Raw genomic sequence first — 15,680 nt, forward strand, 5'->3', positions numbered from 1 at the left:
TCAGAAAAAATAAAAATATTTTTATGAGCAGTTTGGTGAATTGGTACTTGTAACAAGTTTAGCTATTATTTTTTAACAAAGAGGAAAACAGATGACTAAAATTATTTTTATGGGAACACCAGATCTAGCAGCTACCGTTTTAAAAGGGATTATTGCAGACGGAGGATATGAGATCCTTGCGGTGGTGACTCAGCCCGATCGTGCAGTTGGTCGCAAAAAAGAGATCAAAGTGACACCTGTCAAAGAAGTGGCAGTGGCAAACAATCTTCCCGTTTATCAACCAGAAAAGTTATCCGGAAGCCCAGAAATGGCAGAGCTTGTGGCTTTAGGTGCAGATGGTATTATTACGGCTGCTTTTGGCCAATTTTTACCGGGAAAGCTGTTGGATTCTGTTGATTTTGCTGTTAATGTTCATGGCTCACTTCTACCCAAGTATAGAGGTGGCGCACCGATTCAGTATGCCATTATAAATGGCGACAAGGAAGCAGGGATTACCATTATGGAAATGGTACGCCAAATGGATGCAGGCGATATGATCGCAAAAGCTGCTATTCCGATTACAGATGCGGATAATTTAGGCACTATGTTTGACAAATTGGCAGTATTAGGACGTGACTTGCTCTTAAAAACCTTACCGGACTACCTAGCTGGCCGTCTAACACCAGAACCCCAAGATGAGAGTCAAGTAACCTTTTCACCCAATATTGCACCAGAGGAAGAGTGTATTGATTGGACAAAATCCAATCGAGCAATTTTCAATTTAGTTCGCGGATTGAATCCTTGGCCGATTGCACATACAATATGGAATAACAAACGTTTTAAGGTCTCTGAAATTGCTCCAGTTGAAGGTGAGGGTGAACCTGGTCAAGTGATTGTCAAAACTAAGAAAGAGTTGATTGTCGCTACGGGTGACGGGGCTGTATCATTAAAACGGGTCCAACCATTTGGAAAACCGCAAATGTCTATTACAGACTTTTTAAATGGGTTAGGTCGCGATATAGAAGTGGGGGACTATTTTGGCTAATGACTGGAAACAAACAGCTCGTGGTGGCTCTTTAATAGCCTTAGACCATATTTTTCAAGAGCAAGCTTATTCCAATATTGCCTTGAATCAGTTATTTAAGAGTCATCATTATCTTGAAAAAGATCGACAGTTAATTACAGAGATTGTCTACGGTACTGTTTCGCGTAAAATTACACTAGAGTGGTACTTAGCGCATTTTATCGATGATCGAAATCGCCTTGAGCCATGGGTTTATCATCTCTTGATGCTCAGTAGTTACCAATTGCTCTTTTTAGATAGATTGCCAGCACATGCTGTCGTTAATGAAGCAGTTACTATTGCTAAAAATCGTGGGAATAAGCATGGAAGTGAGAAGCTGGTCAATGCTGTTCTAAGAAAAATGGCCTCTGACCAACTTCCAGATCCAGAAACTATTAAACGAGTAAATAAACGTTATTCGATAAAATACTCAGTTCCTGTTTGGTTAGTTAAAAAAACAATAGAGCAGTTTGGTGAGGAACGTTCAATAGCTATTTTTGAGAGCTTGTTTGTCCGTAATAAAGCTAGCATTCGTGTGACAGACCCTAACCAGTTGGAAAGTATCCAAAAAGCTTATCAAGCAGACTATTCTCAACTTTCACCAGTCGGTTTAACCAAAGCTTCAGGTCATTTTGCGTCGAGTTCCCTTTTTAAAGATGGTGCCATCACTATCCAAGACGAGACAAGTCAGCTGGTTGCGCCAACTTTGGCTATTCAAGGAAATGAGCGCATCCTAGATGCTTGTGCGGCACCTGGAGGTAAGACGGTGCATATGGCTTCTTACTTAACAAGTGGAAAAATAACAGCTTTGGATTTACATGAGCATAAATTAGCTTTGATCCAGCAAAATGCCGAGAGACTAGGTGTTGCCGACCGTATAGAAGTGAGGACTCTGGATGCCAGGGAAGTTGCACGAAATTATCCTCAAGAATATTTTGATAAAATTTTGGTTGATGCTCCTTGCTCAGGCATTGGTTTGATTCGTCGCAAACCTGATATTAAATACAACAAAGTCTTTCAAGATTTTGAACAACTACAACAGATACAATTAGAGATCTTATCTAGTGTTTGTCAAACGCTACGCAAAGGTGGTATAATGACCTACAGTACTTGCACAATTTTCAAAGAAGAAAATCAAGAGGTGATTGCTAAATTTTTGAAAGCACATCCTGAATTTGAGCAAGTAGCTTTAGTTCACGAAAAGAAAGATATTGTAACAGATGGCTGTCTTTTGATAACCCCTGAGCAGTATCATACAGATGGTTTTTTTATCGCCCAGTTGCGTAAAAAACATTAGTGACTTATTTAGGAGGAAAACTGACCAATGTCAGTACACAAATAAATGATGGAAATTTCACTTTTAACAGATATTGGCAAAAGACGTTCCAATAATCAAGATTTTGCTGATCAATACGTTAATCAGAATGGCCATGTTCTTGTCATTTTAGCTGATGGCATGGGAGGACATCGTGCTGGAAATATTGCTAGTGAGATGACAGTCACTGATTTAGGAAATCAATGGAAGGCGACTGATTTTACAGATATCAATCAAATGCGTGATTGGATGCTAGTAGCCATTGAGGCTGAAAATCAGAAAATTCATGAATTGGGAACATCAGAAGAGTACCATGGTATGGGAACAACGATCGAAGTATTAGCCTTTGTTGGCAATGCTGTTTTATTTGCTCATGTTGGTGATTCTCGAATTGGTTTAATTCGTGATGGACAGTACAAACAATTGACGAGTGACCATTCGTTAGTCAATGAATTGGTTAAGGCTGGCCAGCTCACAGAAGAAGAGGCGGCCGTCCACCCACAAAAAAACATTATTACGCAATCGATTGGTCAAGCAAGTCCCGTTGAAATTGATTTAGGCATTCAACATTTGCAAGATGGTGATTACCTCTTAGTTAACAGCGATGGCCTTTCGAACATGATCAGCTCCCAAACGATTTGTGACATTGTGTTATCTGACAAAACAGTTGCAGCTAAAACACAAGAACTTGTTGCTGCTGCAAACGACGCGGGTGGTCAAGACAATATTACGGTTATTTTGGTAGCCTATAGCGAGGAGGATAATTAATGATCCAAATCGGCAAACTATTTGCTGGGCGCTATCGCATATTAAAATCCATCGGTCGTGGTGGGATGGCAGATGTCTATCTGGCTCATGATTTGATTTTGGACAATGAAGAAGTGGCTATAAAAGTCCTTCGCACCAATTATCAGACTGATCAGATTGCAGTTGCACGTTTCCAAAGAGAAGCGCGAGCAATGGCAGAATTAAGTCATCCCAATATTGTTGCCATTCGCGATATTGGCGAGGAAGATGGGCAGCAGTTTCTGGCTATGGAGTATGTTAATGGCCCAGACTTAAAGAAATATATCCAAGACAATGCTCCCCTATCGAATCAAGAGACGATTCGTATCATGAGTGAAGTGCTTTCAGCGATGCAATTGGCCCACCAAAAGGGAATTGTGCATCGCGATTTGAAACCTCAGAATGTGCTTCTGACAAAAGATGGTGTCGCGAAAGTGACAGATTTTGGGATAGCAGTGGCCTTTGCAGAGACCAGTCTCACTCAGACCAATTCGATGCTGGGAAGTGTGCATTACCTATCTCCGGAGCAAGCGCGTGGCTCAAAAGCAACTGTTCAGAGTGATATTTATGCTATGGGAATCATGTTGTTTGAAATGTTAACGTGTCATATCCCGTTTGATGGAGATAGTGCGGTGACGATTGCCCTGCAACATTTTCAAAAACCACTTCCCTCGATTATCTTTGAAAATCGTAATGTGCCACAATCTTTAGAAAATGTTGTGATCAAGGCAACTGCCAAGAAATTAAGTGATCGTTACACCTCAACGACAGAAATGTATCAGGATTTGATTACGACATTGCATCCTAGAAGAGCTCGTGAAGCAAAATTGGTCTTTCAAGATACTACAGATACCAAAACACTTCCGAAGATAGAGCCTGCACCAGTAAAAGAGCCTCCTAAACCGAGTGTTGTTGCAGATTCAACGTCCCTACCTCAAAATGATAAGGTAGAGAAGCTAGTTGCGGCAAATCCACAACCTCCTAAAAAAGCGAAGCGTCCGTGGTGGCAGCGACTATTTAGATTATTACTCTTGCTTATCGTTATTGTCGCTGCGGGATTAGCTTACTTTATGATGTCGAGTAGTAATGACTCTGTAGTGGTTCCAGATGTTTCTGGTCAAAGTATTCGAGAAGCTCAAAGCACCCTTGAGGATTCTGGTCTGGTTGTTGGTTCGGTCACCAGACAGGAAAGTTCGGAAGTGGATGAGGGTGATGTTATTGCTACCAATCCAAAAGCTGGAACAACAGCAAAAGAAAGTAGCGAAGTTGACTTAACAGTTTCAAGTGGTACAGACACTTTTGTCATGACAGATTATACTGGAATGGCTTATGAGGATGCTGTTAAGGACCTGATAGAGAATTACAATCTTCAAGAAAAGCAAATTGTGAAAAAAGAAGTGGCAAGTAATAGTACCGAACCAGGACAGATTATTAGCCAAACACCAGAAGCAGGTGATACTTTTAATCCTTCTGGAGATGGTGAAATCATATTTGAAGTGGCCACGGCTTCTAGTGTAACCATGCCAGCCTTAGTAGGCTATAGTTATGCGGATGCTAAAAATGCCCTATTGGAGCTTGGTTTTAAATCGTCGCAAATTCAAGCAGATTCAGATCAAGCGTCTTCGTCAGCTATTGTCTATGCACAATACCCATACGCTGGTACGGTCATGGAGTTGGCTGCAAATGACACGATAACGCTGTATTTAAGTGCCACCTCTGACAGTAGTTCGACAACCTCTTCTGAATCAGCTTCTAGCAGTGACAGTACTGGTTCAACAGCATCAAGTTCATCAAGTAGCACTTCTGATTCAGAGAACTCAGGTTCAGAAATACCAGATAGCACGGGGACATCAACCGAAGCTACTTCAGGAAGTTAGGTGACGATTGATTTGTAGGGTGGTTTAACCAACGACTATCACTAAGATATTGGAAGTGCCTGGTTTTTATTACCAGGTGCTTTTTACTTGTCCGTCTTTGGTATGATGTGATTCGCAGCAAAGTGTGATAGACTTATGTTAATGAGATGGTGAGGTTCTATGCGAAAATTTCAATTATTTTTAATTGTCGAAGCTATTTTACTAGCATTAGCGATGATGACAATCTTATCGGAAGATGTCCCCAGATTTGTCTTTATCTTAATTTTGACCTTGATGGCCTTGAAATATTACAATTCTACGGATAAGGTCAATTTTTTATTGACATCTTGTCTGCTAGTTTTTTTCTTAATCATGATGCTGAATCCCTTCATCATTTTAGCCATGGTGGTAGGTCTTATTTATATCGTGATCAATCATTTTTCCCAGGTGCAAAAAAATAACCGTTTAGCAGAACTGTCATTTGAGACACGCCCTTTGTCTGTGACCAAATACCGTAATCAATGGTTTGGAAATGAGTCTTACCCCCAATCTGATGCTTATTACTTTGATGATATTGATTTAATCAGAATAAGTGGGAATGATACGATTGATTTATCTAAAGTTATTTTAAGAAACCAGGATAATGTTGTCCTTATTAGGAAAATTTATGGACCTACAAAAATTGTTGTTCCTATTGATGTTTCAGTGAGTTTGACGGTAAGTTCGATCTATGGAGCAGTGACTTTTTTTGACGATCCTTCATACGATCTCCGAAATGAAACCATTAAGTTGCGTAGCGATGATTATGATAGTAGCAGTCGTAGTGTCAAGATTGTAATCAATAATCTGGCTGGTGATACAGAGGTGGTGTCCCAATGAAAAAGTCACACATTACCTTATTATTTGTATATGCTTTGGTTATTGTGTTTTCCATTGTAACACTGATTCTCGATAGCTTCCATCTGTCTATAAAAGAGCTCGTTAACAACGTGGAACAGTTAAATCAATTTATTTTTTCCATCGTTTTATTAACCATCTCTTTAACAATCATGTTGTTGTTTGTATCCATGTTATTAAATTACAATTCTCATCGTCGCATCTTCAAAAATTTAAGACGAATCGTGCATAATCAGCCCATTGAAGCAGGTGAAGATGAGCTGAGTCAGATGATGATGCAACTGTCAGAGAAGACACAGTCTTTGACGCAGCAGCTTCAGCGTACAGAAAATGTTGATTTGGCTAAAAAGGAAGACATTATTCAGGAAGAACGAAAGCGTATTGCTAGAGATCTGCATGATACGGTTAGTCAAGAATTATTTGCAGCAGTCATGATTTTATCCGGAATTTCCTATAGCCTACCCACCATTGATCGCGACAGTTTGCAGGAGCAGTTGAAAAATACAGAGGCTATTTTGACCAATGCTCAAAATGACTTACGTGTTATGTTACTGCATTTGAGGCCGACAGAGTTAGAAGGTAGGTCTTTGAAGCAGGGTCTGGAAATGATTGTTCAAGAAATTCAGGATAAAAGTACGATCACAGTTACCTTTAAAACGAATTTAAAGACACTACCAAAACCGATAGAAGATCATTTATTTCGTATTGTTCAGGAATTTATTAGTAATACCTTGAAACATGCTAAAGCTGATCATTTAGACATTTATCTTCATCAGACAGAACGCTCTGTTCAATTAAAAATGATTGACAATGGGGTGGGCTTTGATGTTGAAGAGGCTAAAAAAATTAGCTATGGTTTGAAAAATATGGAAGATAGGGTAACGGATATGGCAGGTAGTTTCCAAATGATCAGTGCTCCAAATCAAGGAGTAACCATGACGATTGTGTTGCCATTAGTGGGAGAGTATAATGAATAAACTAAGTGTTTTGTTAATTGATGACCATGAGATGGTCCGTCTGGGTTTAAAAAGTTTTCTTAATTTACAAACAGATATTGAAGTTGTTGGTGAAGCTGTCAATGGAAAAGACGGCGTTGCCAAAACGCTTGATTTAAAACCGGATGTGATTGTTATGGATTTGGTTATGCCAGAAATGGACGGTGTTGAAGCGACGCTAAAAATTTTGCATGATTGGCCAGAAGCTAAGATCCTTGTGCTAACATCCTATCTTGACAATGAAAAAATATACCCTGTAATTGATGCAGGTGCTAAAGGTTATATGTTAAAAACCTCAAATGCTCCTGAAATTTTAAATGCGATCCGCAAGGTAGCGACTGGAGAATTGGCTATTGAAACGGAAGTTGAACAAAAAATTAAGCATCATGAGAATAATCCAGATCTCCACGAAGAGTTAACTGCTAGGGAAAAAGATATCCTAAACTTACTAGCAAAAGGCTACGATAATCAAACGATTGCTGATGAATTATTCATTTCCTTAAAGACCGTAAAAACCCATGTTTCCAATATTTTAGCTAAGCTACAGGTGGATGATCGTACTCAGGCTGTCGTCTATGCTTTTCGCCACCATTTGGTGCCCCAAGATGAGTCGTGATTGTGTTATAATGATAGGACAGACTTTTGATGGGGGGAAACTATGGATATCAAAACCAAATATAAAGCCAAAAAAATTAAAGCTGTTTTTTTCGATATAGATGACACATTGCGTATTAAAGATACCGGTTTTATGCCAGCTTCTATTGCTAAAGTTTTTAAAGCATTGAAAGAAAAAGGAATCTTAACAGGTATTGCCAGTGGTAGAGCTATCTACGGTGTTGTTCCTGATATTTTAGATTTACAACCAGATTACTTCGTAACGATAAATGGTACTTATGTGATTGATAACAAGGGAAACGAGGTTGCGAATACACCGTTGCGCCAATCGGTCTCAAAGGCCTTGGTTGCTTGGTGTCAAGAGATTGGCATCGATTATGGGTTTGCAGGGAAGGACAAAGCTGCTGTTTCTGCTCGTAAAGCATTAATTGATGAGGCGATGATTCCAGTTTATGGTCAACTAGAGGTTGATCCTGATTTTCATGTAACTAATGATGTTTATCATATGTGGACATTTGCTGAAAATAATTCAGATCTTGAGTTACCTTCGGATTTAGCACAAGAAGTGCGCTTGGTACCTTGGCATGTTCACTCTTCTGACACTGTGCAGTTAGGGGTATCTAAGGCGTCTGGTTTAGACCATGTTTTAGAAAAGGAACACTTGAAGCCAGAAAATGTATTGTTCTTTGGTGATGGCCCTAATGACATGGAAATGTTTGACCATGTTGGCTTAAAAATTGCAATGGGCAATGCAGTCCCTGAACTGAAAGAAAAAGCAGATTATGTTACCGGTAAGGTAGAAGAAGATGGCATTTTGCATGCCTTGGAGGAGTTAGGTTTGGTAGAAAAAGAATTACACTTTCCACAATTAGATTTAGAAAACGTAGATGGACCTGTAGCAAGGATAAAAACCAATCACGGTGATTTGGTCGTGAAGCTCTTCCCAGAACAAGCTCCTAAAACGGTTGCTAACTTTGTTGGTTTAGCAAAAGATGGCTACTATAATGGTATTATTTTCCACCGTATCATCAAAGATTTTATGATTCAAGGTGGTGACCCAACTGGAACAGGTATGGGTGGGGAGTCCATATATGGAGATAGTTTTGAAGATGAATTTTCAGAAGAACTCTACAACCTTCGCGGTGCTCTCTCAATGGCCAATGCTGGACCTAATACAAATGGGAGCCAATTTTTCATTGTTCAGAATAAAAATTTCCCGTATAGTGCCAAAGAATTAGAACGCGGAGGATGGCCAAAAGCAATTGCAGAAGCTTATGTTGATGGCGGAACACCTCATCTTGATCGTCGTCATACCGTTTTTGGACAATTATTAGATCAAGATTCTTTTGCTACTTTAGATAAAATTGCAGCAGTGGAAACTGGTTTGCAAGATAAACCAACTGAAGATGTTGTCATTGAAACGATTGAGGTTAATGACTAATGAAAATTGGAGATAAGCTAAAGGGGACTATCACAGGCATAAAACCCTACGGTGCTTTTGTTCAATTGGAAAACCAAATGACAGGCTTAATTCATATTTCAGAAATCAAACCCGGCTATATTGATAATATTTACAAAACTCTCACCATTGGGCAAGATGTCCTTGTGCAAGTTCTTGACGTAGATGAATTTACCCAGAAAGCCAGTCTCTCCATGCGAACGTTAGAAGAAGAACATCATCAAATTCCTCACCGTCATCGTTTTTCCAGTAACCGCCATAAAACAGGGTTCAAACCCTTGAAGGAAAAAATGCCTGAATGGATAAAAGAAAGTATGGCATTTCTTCAAAACGAAACGCCATAAATAACAGTTAAGTTGGATTACTGTTTAAATCAATACTCAAAGAGAATCGCTCTGATCTCTCCTTATCAAAGTGAATAGTGGCATTCAAAACGTCACTGGAACCGACAAGAGGAGTGTATCAAATAGATTCTCTTTTTAGTTTTAAATACTCGTTAAATCAGTTTTTACTTCGGTTAGTTTGTAGACACTACAATAAGCAAATGGTTTGAAAATACTATGAACTGCTTGTATCGCCTACTGTAAAGGAAGAATAAGCATCAGAAGCTCGGCAGAATCAAATCTCTCCACTTTTTTCTAGATTGCAGTCAGTGAGATTCTAACAGTTAGAGTTAAAGAGACCTTCTAAAACACGATTATTAAAATAAGATTTTTTAATGAAAGTTTGTAGATCAAACGAAATGTGATATAGTATTATGTGGATAAGATAAAAGTTGTATTTAGGAGAGTAAACCATGACGGATCACAAGAGTCCCCTTATCACTACTATTAACAAAAGCATTTATAAGAAAGCACAATTATTTGAGTCGAATTTCATTAGTTACGCGATGAGATCGGTTTTGGCCTGTCTCTTCTTGTCTCTAGGAGTCGCCGTTGCCTGTTATACTGCTGAAAAAGCTAATTTTCTAGTAGACGGTTTAGGGAAGTTTATCTATGCCTTTATGTTCTCGTGGTCACTGGTCATGATTGTTTACATGAATGCCGAACTGGGTACCTCTAACATGATGTACATGACATCAGCGATTAATCGTCGTGTGATTAAGACGTCATTGGCTGTTAAGATTTTAGCTACATGTATCTTCTTTAATTTTATAGGGGCTGTCTTTTTTACATTCTTACTAAGTTTTACAGATGTCTATCAAGTAGGTCATCTTGAGCCAGATGCCTACCTTTTTGAAGCTGTTACCGCTAAACTAGCTAAAACCCCATTAACGCAATTCGTCGAAGGTATTTTTGCAAATATTATCGTTAATACAGCCGTTTTTGCAACAATCCGAATGAAAGACGATGCGGGCAAGGTGATTGCTATGATTTTCATCATTTATATATTTGCTTTTTTAGGTTTTGAGCACGTTATTGCTAACTTTGCCACTTTCTCATTAGCTTTTTTTGCGAATGGTGGTCCCGTCGAAGGCATGACAATCATGAGTGTCCTCTCTAATTTCTTATTTTCTGGTTTAGGTAATTTTGTTGGTGGTGGTATCATTATTGGTGCGCTGTATAGTTGGCTAAATGAGAAAAGTGAATTATATGTTGATTAAATAGAAAAAGATTGCAGATTGTATCCGATTGGGATTCTTTCTACAATCTTTTTAATTGCTTAAAAGTGAGAAATACGTTTTAGGAAGGGTCATCGTTAATGCAATATGGGCATCACCTCATATTCTAGGCATTTAGACTCCTTTTTTATGAGAAGAGATGACCTTGTTAATGATGTCAGGTGATATCAGGGAGCAAAACAAGGTATCATTATTAAAGGGGCTGAGACAAGACTTTGACCACTAAAGCAAAAAACGAACAAAGATTATCTCTTATATATTGAAAGAGTATCTTTGTTCGTTGTTATATACAATTGATGAGAAGAATAGCTAGTATGATGTTTATAAACTAAAAATCTTTTTGCCTCAGACTGTTAATGTTAATAATGTCTTAGTCATACAGAGCCGTTGAAAGATAACGCTCCCCATTGTCTGGCAGGATGGCTAAGACTTTTTTCCCGCTTCCAAGTTCCTTAGCTTTTTCGATCGCAGCGTAAATAGCAGCACCAGAAGAGATTCCTACAAGGAAGCCTTCTTTCTCACCGACAATGCGTCCTGTTTTGAGTGCATCGTCTGATTTGACACGACTAATTTCGGTATAAGCTGCAGTGTCAAGGACTTCGGGAATAAAGCCAGCAGAGATACCTTGAATTTTATGAGGGCCTGGATTACCTCCAGATAATACTGGAGATTCATCGGCTTCTACAGCGACGACAGCAATATTAGGATTGGCTGCTTTTAGTACCTTAGAGACACCAGTAATTGTTCCTCCTGTTCCGACACCTGATACGACAGCATCAAGTCCTGTTTCGCCGAATATATCGAGAATTTCCTCACCGGTAGTTTGTTCATGGACTTTTGGATTTGAAGGGTTAGAAAATTGCAATGGAACCCAGCCATCACGCTCTTGAGCAATCTCTTTTGCCTTGGCAATGGCACCTTTCATTCCTTCACTTCCAGGGGTCAAAACTAGCTCAGCACCGTAAGCTTGAATCAGTTTACGGCGTTCAACACTCATGGTGTCGGGCATAACAATGACGATTTTATAACCTTTGGCAGCACCAACCCAGGCTAAGCCAATGCCTGTATTTCCTGAAGTTGGTTCAACAATAGTGTCACCAGGAGTTATTTTTCCTTCTTTTTCGGCATCTTCAATCATCTGTAAAGCAATACGATCTTTGACAGATGATCCAGGATTGAAAGATTCTAATTTTACATAAACTTCTGCTGCATCCTCAGGAACCAAACGATTTAACTTAACAATCGGTGTTTGCCCGACAAGTTTCGTAATATTGTCATAAAGTTTTGCCATAATACTACCTCTTTATATCTATTTACTATCAGTATAGGACGGACAGAGAAACTTGTAAAATATAAATTCCTTATCACTGTGATAAGGAATCGTTATCATAATGGCACTTCAATAATTTTAGAGTCGATTTTTTTAAAAATCATTTTCCCTTGATAGAAGTCAATGAGTTGGTCTTGAATCATGGCTATCCTATCCTGATCGGCATATATCTCAGTAGAAATTTGGTCAGAAAATTGCGTGTTGATTTCTTCCAGTTGGTGTTGGCTCAAAAAATGCCCATAAGTTTGATACTGAGGGTAACTCAAGGTGATCTCGATACCTGACTGCTCTTTGACAGCTACCAACCCAACCTCTTTCAAAGTGTCAGCAACGCTTCCAGAGTAAGCTCTAATCAGGCCGCCAGTTCCTAATTTAATACCTCCAAAATAGCGAGTAACAACAGCGACGACATTTGTGACGCCTTGCTTCTCTAAGACGTTTAGCATTGGAACACCAGCAGTACCACTAGGCTCACCATCATCACTAGATCGCTTGATTTCACTGGCTTCTCCAATAATCATGGCAGAACAGGAGTGATTGGCTTTATAATGTTCTTTTTTGATGGAGGTAATAAATTCCCTTGCTTCTTCCTCAGATATCACACGCTTTAATTGGCAGATGAAGCGTGATTTTTTAATGTTTTCTTCTCTAGAATAATTTTGTTTGATCGTTTTGTAATTCATAAAAAAAGTTTACCATAAGTTGGCAATAACTGCGAATAGATAAGGTGATGAAAAAAAGTCAAGAAAAAGCTGGGTGCTGGTTTACTCAAGAGGATTTATTACCCGAAGATTTACAGATGGCAGTTCCTCTAGATGCTCTTATCAAACAACAAGATACTTGGTATTGTCGCCGATGTGGAGTCTCTATTCGTCAAAATTGGAAACTTCCAACAGGATACTATTATTGTAGGTCTTGTATTCTTTTGGGACGTTTAACCCAAGAGAATCACTTATATTATTTTCCCCCCAAGTCATTTCCTCATAGTGATTGTTTAAAATGGGGCGGCCAACTCACGCCTTATCAGCAAGATATTTCAGATAAGCTCGTTAAAGCTGTTGAAGATAGACAAGATAGTTTAGTTCATGCTGTGACAGGTGCAGGTAAGACAGAAATGATTTATCAAGCTGTTGCTACAACAATCAATCAAGGTGGGCAGGTCTGTTTGGCTAGCCCTAGGATTGATGTCTGTTTGGAATTGTACAACAGGTTGGTGCGTGACTTTTCTTGTGATGTTGACTTACTACATGGCCAATCACAACCGTACAGTGGCGCGCCTTTGGTCGTTGCCACCACTCATCAGATGCTAAAATTTTATAAGTGTTTTGATTTAATTCTGGTCGATGAAGTGGATGCTTTTCCTTATGTCGATGATCCTGTACTTTATCATGCCGTTTCAACTGCCAAAAAGGATAATGGTGTTACCATTTTCATGACTGCGACCTCAACCAAGGCATTAGATAAACGAGTTAGACGCAAAGAATTACAAAAATTAACCTTGTCACGCCGATTCCACGGTAATCCTTTGATCATTCCAAAAACACTTTGGCTTTCTTCTTTGGAGAAGCAAGTACATAAAGGACGTCTGCCAAAGAAACTAGAGCGCCAATTAATAAAGCAGCTATCCACAGATTATCCTTTACTGATTTTTGTCCCTGAAATTGACTTTGGAAAAACATTAACCAATATATTTCATCGTTATTTTCCACAAGTAACCACTAAATTTGTTGCAAGTACCAGTTTAGATAGGGTTGAACTAGTTCAGCAGTTTAGAGAAGGGACGACTCGTGTTTTAATAACAACTACAATCTTGGAAAGAGGAGTTACTTTTCCAAAGGTAGATGTTTTTGTACTTCTAGCACACCATAGGTTGTTTACTAGTTCCAGTCTGATTCAGATTTCAGGCCGCGTCGGGAGATCCATGGAGCGTCCGACAGGAGACCTGTTCTTTTTTCATGAAGGATTGACTAAAGCTATCAAAGAAACTAGGAGGGAAATCAAAAAAATGAACCAGTTAGGAGGATTTTAATGCAATGCCTTAACTGTCAAAGACGTATGACATCAAAATCACTGTTTTCTAATATTTTTATTCTCAAAAAGGAGAAGGATGGTGTTTGCCAAGAGTGTCAAGTTGCTTTCGAAAGAATTTCAAATGATCATTGTCCTTATTGCTATAAAGACGGTAACAAAAAAGTCTGCCATGATTGTCAAATCTGGCTAACGAGAGGCTACGATGTCCGACATAAAGCCCTATATACCTACAATCAAGCAATGAAGGATTACTTTTCACGATTTAAATTTCAAGGAGATTATTTATTAGCCGGCTTGTTTTCTTCTGATCTTAGACAGTGTTTAAAAGCATATAAAGATTACACAATTGTGCCTATTCCTCTGAGTAATAACCGTTTAAAGACGCGGCAGTTTAATCAAGTAGAATCACTATTAGAGAAGTCAGGGATAAGATATCTTTCTTTGTTAACAAAAATAGAAAGTCAAGCACAATCATCAAAAACAAGAGAAGAACGACTGGCAACAACACAGCCATTCCGAATCAAAGAGACACAAACACTACCTTCTAAAATTTTATTAATTGATGACATCTATACGACCGGAACGACGATTTTTCTAGCTCATCAGAAACTAAAAGAGCATGGTGTAGAAGAGATAATAAGTTTTAGTTTAGCAAGATAGCTGTTTGAGCTTGCAAATTTTCATGAAAACGATATAATGTAATTATAGAAAGCGCTTTAAGCGCGAGAAAAGAGGTATCTTATGATTAAATATAGTATTCGTGGCGAAAACATCGAAGTAACTGATGCAATCCGTGACTATGTCGAATCAAAGGTTGCAAAGATTGAAAAGTATTTTAATGAAAATCAAGAATTAGATGCCAGGGTCAATTTAAAAGTTTATCGTGAAAAAACGGCAAAAGTTGAAGTTACTATTCCGCTTGGCTCAGTGACTCTTCGCGCAGAAGATGTTTCACAAGATATGTACGGCTCAATTGATCTCGTGGTAGACAAAATTGAACGTCAAATTCGTAAGAACAAAACCAAAATTGCTAAAAAACATCGTGAAAAAGTTCCTACAGCTCATGTATTTACGCCAGAGTTTGAAACAGAGGCTGCAGATGATGATGTTGCAACAAAAGTTGTCCGAACTAAGAATGTCAGTTTGAAACCTATGGATATCGAGGAAGCTATTCTTCAAATGGATCTTTTGGGACATGATTTCTTCATTTTCACAGATTCAGAAGATGGTCAAACTAATGTATTATACCGACGTGAAGATGGTGATTTTGGCTTAATCGAAGCTAAGTAGCTAAAATCATATTATGTACCTTTAAGAAGTACAAAGGTTTAAAAACTACCCTTTAATGAGACACAGAAGCCTATTTTGCAGAAAACTTCTGTGTCTTTTATATTTTCGTCAACTAGTTATCAATTTTCCGAAAAAATAGTTGACAACTAAAAATGTATGGTGTAAGATATAAAAGTTGCTAGTTCGACATGTGAGCTGTCACAATTTTTTTCTGAAAAAAGTCAAAAAAGTTATTGACAATCACCGGTTGAGTTGCTAGAATATAGAAGTTGTCTCGCAAGTGGGGGACAAAGACCTTTGAAAACTGGATAAAGAAACCAAACGTGCGGGTTACGGAAGTAACCTGTCAAGAAAAAACAATAAGTCAGCTAATAACTGACTGAGCGCAGCTCGAACTTAAAATTTTAATGAGAGTTTGATCCTGGCTCAGGACGAACGCTGGC

Annotated in this window: 15 protein-coding genes; 13 read left to right on the plus strand and 2 right to left on the minus strand. The window is 38.7% G+C overall.

Going from position 1 to position 15,680, the window contains the following annotated elements; translation table 11 throughout:
- The first annotated feature begins 91 nt into the window (after positions 1-91).
- The 10 genes from fmt to G574_RS0107145 all read left to right on the plus strand — a co-directional run bounded on the left by fmt (position 92) and on the right by G574_RS0107145 (position 10,568).
- Positions 92-1,024 carry a methionyl-tRNA formyltransferase gene (gene fmt, locus G574_RS0107100; protein ID WP_029691583.1) on the plus strand — a complete coding sequence of 311 codons (933 nt, stop codon included), beginning with the start codon at positions 92-94 and terminating at the stop codon, positions 1,022-1,024.
- Positions 1,017-2,339, plus strand: a complete 1,323-nt coding sequence (rsmB, locus tag G574_RS0107105) for a 16S rRNA (cytosine(967)-C(5))-methyltransferase RsmB (RefSeq protein WP_029691584.1) — start codon at positions 1,017-1,019, stop codon at positions 2,337-2,339. Before fmt ends, rsmB begins: the two co-directional genes overlap by 8 nt.
- A 48-nt stretch (positions 2,340-2,387) precedes the next feature.
- On the plus strand, positions 2,388-3,125 hold the full coding sequence (locus G574_RS0107110) for a Stp1/IreP family PP2C-type Ser/Thr phosphatase (protein ID WP_029691585.1): 738 nt from the start codon (positions 2,388-2,390) through the stop codon (positions 3,123-3,125).
- Positions 3,125-5,020 carry a Stk1 family PASTA domain-containing Ser/Thr kinase gene (gene pknB, locus G574_RS0107115; protein WP_029691586.1) on the plus strand — a complete coding sequence of 632 codons (1,896 nt, stop codon included), beginning with the start codon at positions 3,125-3,127 and terminating at the stop codon, positions 5,018-5,020. The genes G574_RS0107110 and pknB overlap by 1 nt, the downstream gene beginning before the upstream one ends.
- 159 nt (positions 5,021-5,179) lie before the next feature.
- Entirely contained in the window at positions 5,180-5,878 is a 699-nt protein-coding gene (liaF, locus tag G574_RS0107120) for a cell wall-active antibiotics response protein LiaF (protein WP_029691587.1), read from the plus strand.
- Entirely contained in the window at positions 5,875-6,873 is a 999-nt protein-coding gene (locus G574_RS0107125; RefSeq protein ID WP_029691588.1) for an envelope stress sensor histidine kinase LiaS, read from the plus strand. The genes liaF and G574_RS0107125 overlap by 4 nt, the downstream gene beginning before the upstream one ends.
- On the plus strand, positions 6,866-7,507 hold the full coding sequence (locus tag G574_RS0107130) for a response regulator transcription factor (protein ID WP_029691589.1): 642 nt from the start codon (positions 6,866-6,868) through the stop codon (positions 7,505-7,507). Before G574_RS0107125 ends, G574_RS0107130 begins: the two co-directional genes overlap by 8 nt.
- Positions 7,508-7,549: 42 nt before the next feature.
- Positions 7,550-8,947 carry a Cof-type HAD-IIB family hydrolase gene (locus G574_RS0107135; protein WP_029691590.1) on the plus strand — a complete coding sequence of 466 codons (1,398 nt, stop codon included), beginning with the start codon at positions 7,550-7,552 and terminating at the stop codon, positions 8,945-8,947.
- On the plus strand, positions 8,947-9,309 hold the full coding sequence (locus G574_RS0107140; RefSeq protein ID WP_029691591.1) for a S1 RNA-binding domain-containing protein: 363 nt from the start codon (positions 8,947-8,949) through the stop codon (positions 9,307-9,309). The genes G574_RS0107135 and G574_RS0107140 overlap by 1 nt, the downstream gene beginning before the upstream one ends.
- A gap of 452 nt (positions 9,310-9,761) precedes the next feature.
- Positions 9,762-10,568 carry a formate/nitrite transporter family protein gene (locus tag G574_RS0107145; RefSeq protein WP_029691592.1) on the plus strand — a complete coding sequence of 269 codons (807 nt, stop codon included), beginning with the start codon at positions 9,762-9,764 and terminating at the stop codon, positions 10,566-10,568.
- Positions 10,569-10,956: 388 nt separating this feature from the next.
- Here G574_RS0107145 and cysK read toward each other — a convergent pair whose 3' ends face one another.
- Together cysK and G574_RS0107155 are read right to left on the minus strand one after the other, a co-directional pair.
- Positions 10,957-11,877, minus strand: a complete 921-nt coding sequence (cysK, locus tag G574_RS0107150) for a cysteine synthase A (RefSeq protein ID WP_029691593.1) — start codon at positions 11,875-11,877, stop codon at positions 10,957-10,959.
- A 95-nt stretch (positions 11,878-11,972) separates the two neighbouring features.
- Positions 11,973-12,599, minus strand: a complete 627-nt coding sequence (locus G574_RS0107155) for a YigZ family protein (protein WP_029691594.1) — start codon at positions 12,597-12,599, stop codon at positions 11,973-11,975.
- Positions 12,600-12,646: 47 nt separating this feature from the next.
- On the opposite strand from G574_RS0107155, the gene G574_RS0107160 reads away from it, so the two are divergent.
- From G574_RS0107160 to hpf, 3 genes are all read left to right on the plus strand, one after another.
- Positions 12,647-13,945 (plus strand): ATP-dependent helicase ComFA, encoded by a 1,299-nt coding sequence (locus G574_RS0107160; RefSeq protein ID WP_029691595.1) that lies wholly within the window; start codon positions 12,647-12,649, stop codon positions 13,943-13,945.
- Complete coding sequence (locus tag G574_RS0107165) at positions 13,945-14,607, plus strand: ComF family protein (RefSeq protein WP_029691596.1); 663 nt, start codon at positions 13,945-13,947, stop codon at positions 14,605-14,607. The genes G574_RS0107160 and G574_RS0107165 overlap by 1 nt, the downstream gene beginning before the upstream one ends.
- 81 nt (positions 14,608-14,688) lie before the next feature.
- On the plus strand, positions 14,689-15,237 hold the full coding sequence (gene hpf, locus G574_RS0107170; protein WP_029691597.1) for a ribosome hibernation-promoting factor, HPF/YfiA family: 549 nt from the start codon (positions 14,689-14,691) through the stop codon (positions 15,235-15,237).
- Positions 15,238-15,680 lie beyond the last annotated feature (443 nt).

The sequence above is a fragment of the Streptococcus hyovaginalis DSM 12219 genome (assembly GCF_000420785.1).
In the GTDB taxonomy this organism is placed as follows: domain Bacteria; phylum Bacillota; class Bacilli; order Lactobacillales; family Streptococcaceae; genus Streptococcus; species Streptococcus hyovaginalis.

Bases quoted from the DNA above. Each gene is read 5' to 3' on its own strand.
- hpf (WP_029691597.1), top strand. From the start codon at position 14,689: ATGATTAAATATAGTATTCGTGGCGAAAACATCGAAGTAACTGATGCA.
- pknB (WP_029691586.1), top strand. From the start codon at position 3,125: ATGATCCAAATCGGCAAACTATTTGCTGGGCGCTATCGCATATTAAAA.
- G574_RS0107155 (WP_029691594.1), bottom strand. From the start codon at position 12,599: ATGAATTACAAAACGATCAAACAAAATTATTCTAGAGAAGAAAACATT.
- G574_RS0107145 (WP_029691592.1), top strand. From the start codon at position 9,762: ATGACGGATCACAAGAGTCCCCTTATCACTACTATTAACAAAAGCATT.
- fmt (WP_029691583.1), top strand. From the start codon at position 92: ATGACTAAAATTATTTTTATGGGAACACCAGATCTAGCAGCTACCGTT.
- liaF (WP_029691587.1), top strand. From the start codon at position 5,180: ATGCGAAAATTTCAATTATTTTTAATTGTCGAAGCTATTTTACTAGCA.
- G574_RS0107135 (WP_029691590.1), top strand. From the start codon at position 7,550: ATGGATATCAAAACCAAATATAAAGCCAAAAAAATTAAAGCTGTTTTT.
- G574_RS0107140 (WP_029691591.1), top strand. From the start codon at position 8,947: ATGAAAATTGGAGATAAGCTAAAGGGGACTATCACAGGCATAAAACCC.
- G574_RS0107125 (WP_029691588.1), top strand. From the start codon at position 5,875: ATGAAAAAGTCACACATTACCTTATTATTTGTATATGCTTTGGTTATT.
- G574_RS0107160 (WP_029691595.1), top strand. From the start codon at position 12,647: ATGAAAAAAAGTCAAGAAAAAGCTGGGTGCTGGTTTACTCAAGAGGAT.
- G574_RS0107165 (WP_029691596.1), top strand. From the start codon at position 13,945: ATGCAATGCCTTAACTGTCAAAGACGTATGACATCAAAATCACTGTTT.
- G574_RS0107110 (WP_029691585.1), top strand. From the start codon at position 2,388: ATGGAAATTTCACTTTTAACAGATATTGGCAAAAGACGTTCCAATAAT.
- G574_RS0107130 (WP_029691589.1), top strand. From the start codon at position 6,866: ATGAATAAACTAAGTGTTTTGTTAATTGATGACCATGAGATGGTCCGT.
- cysK (WP_029691593.1), bottom strand. From the start codon at position 11,877: ATGGCAAAACTTTATGACAATATTACGAAACTTGTCGGGCAAACACCG.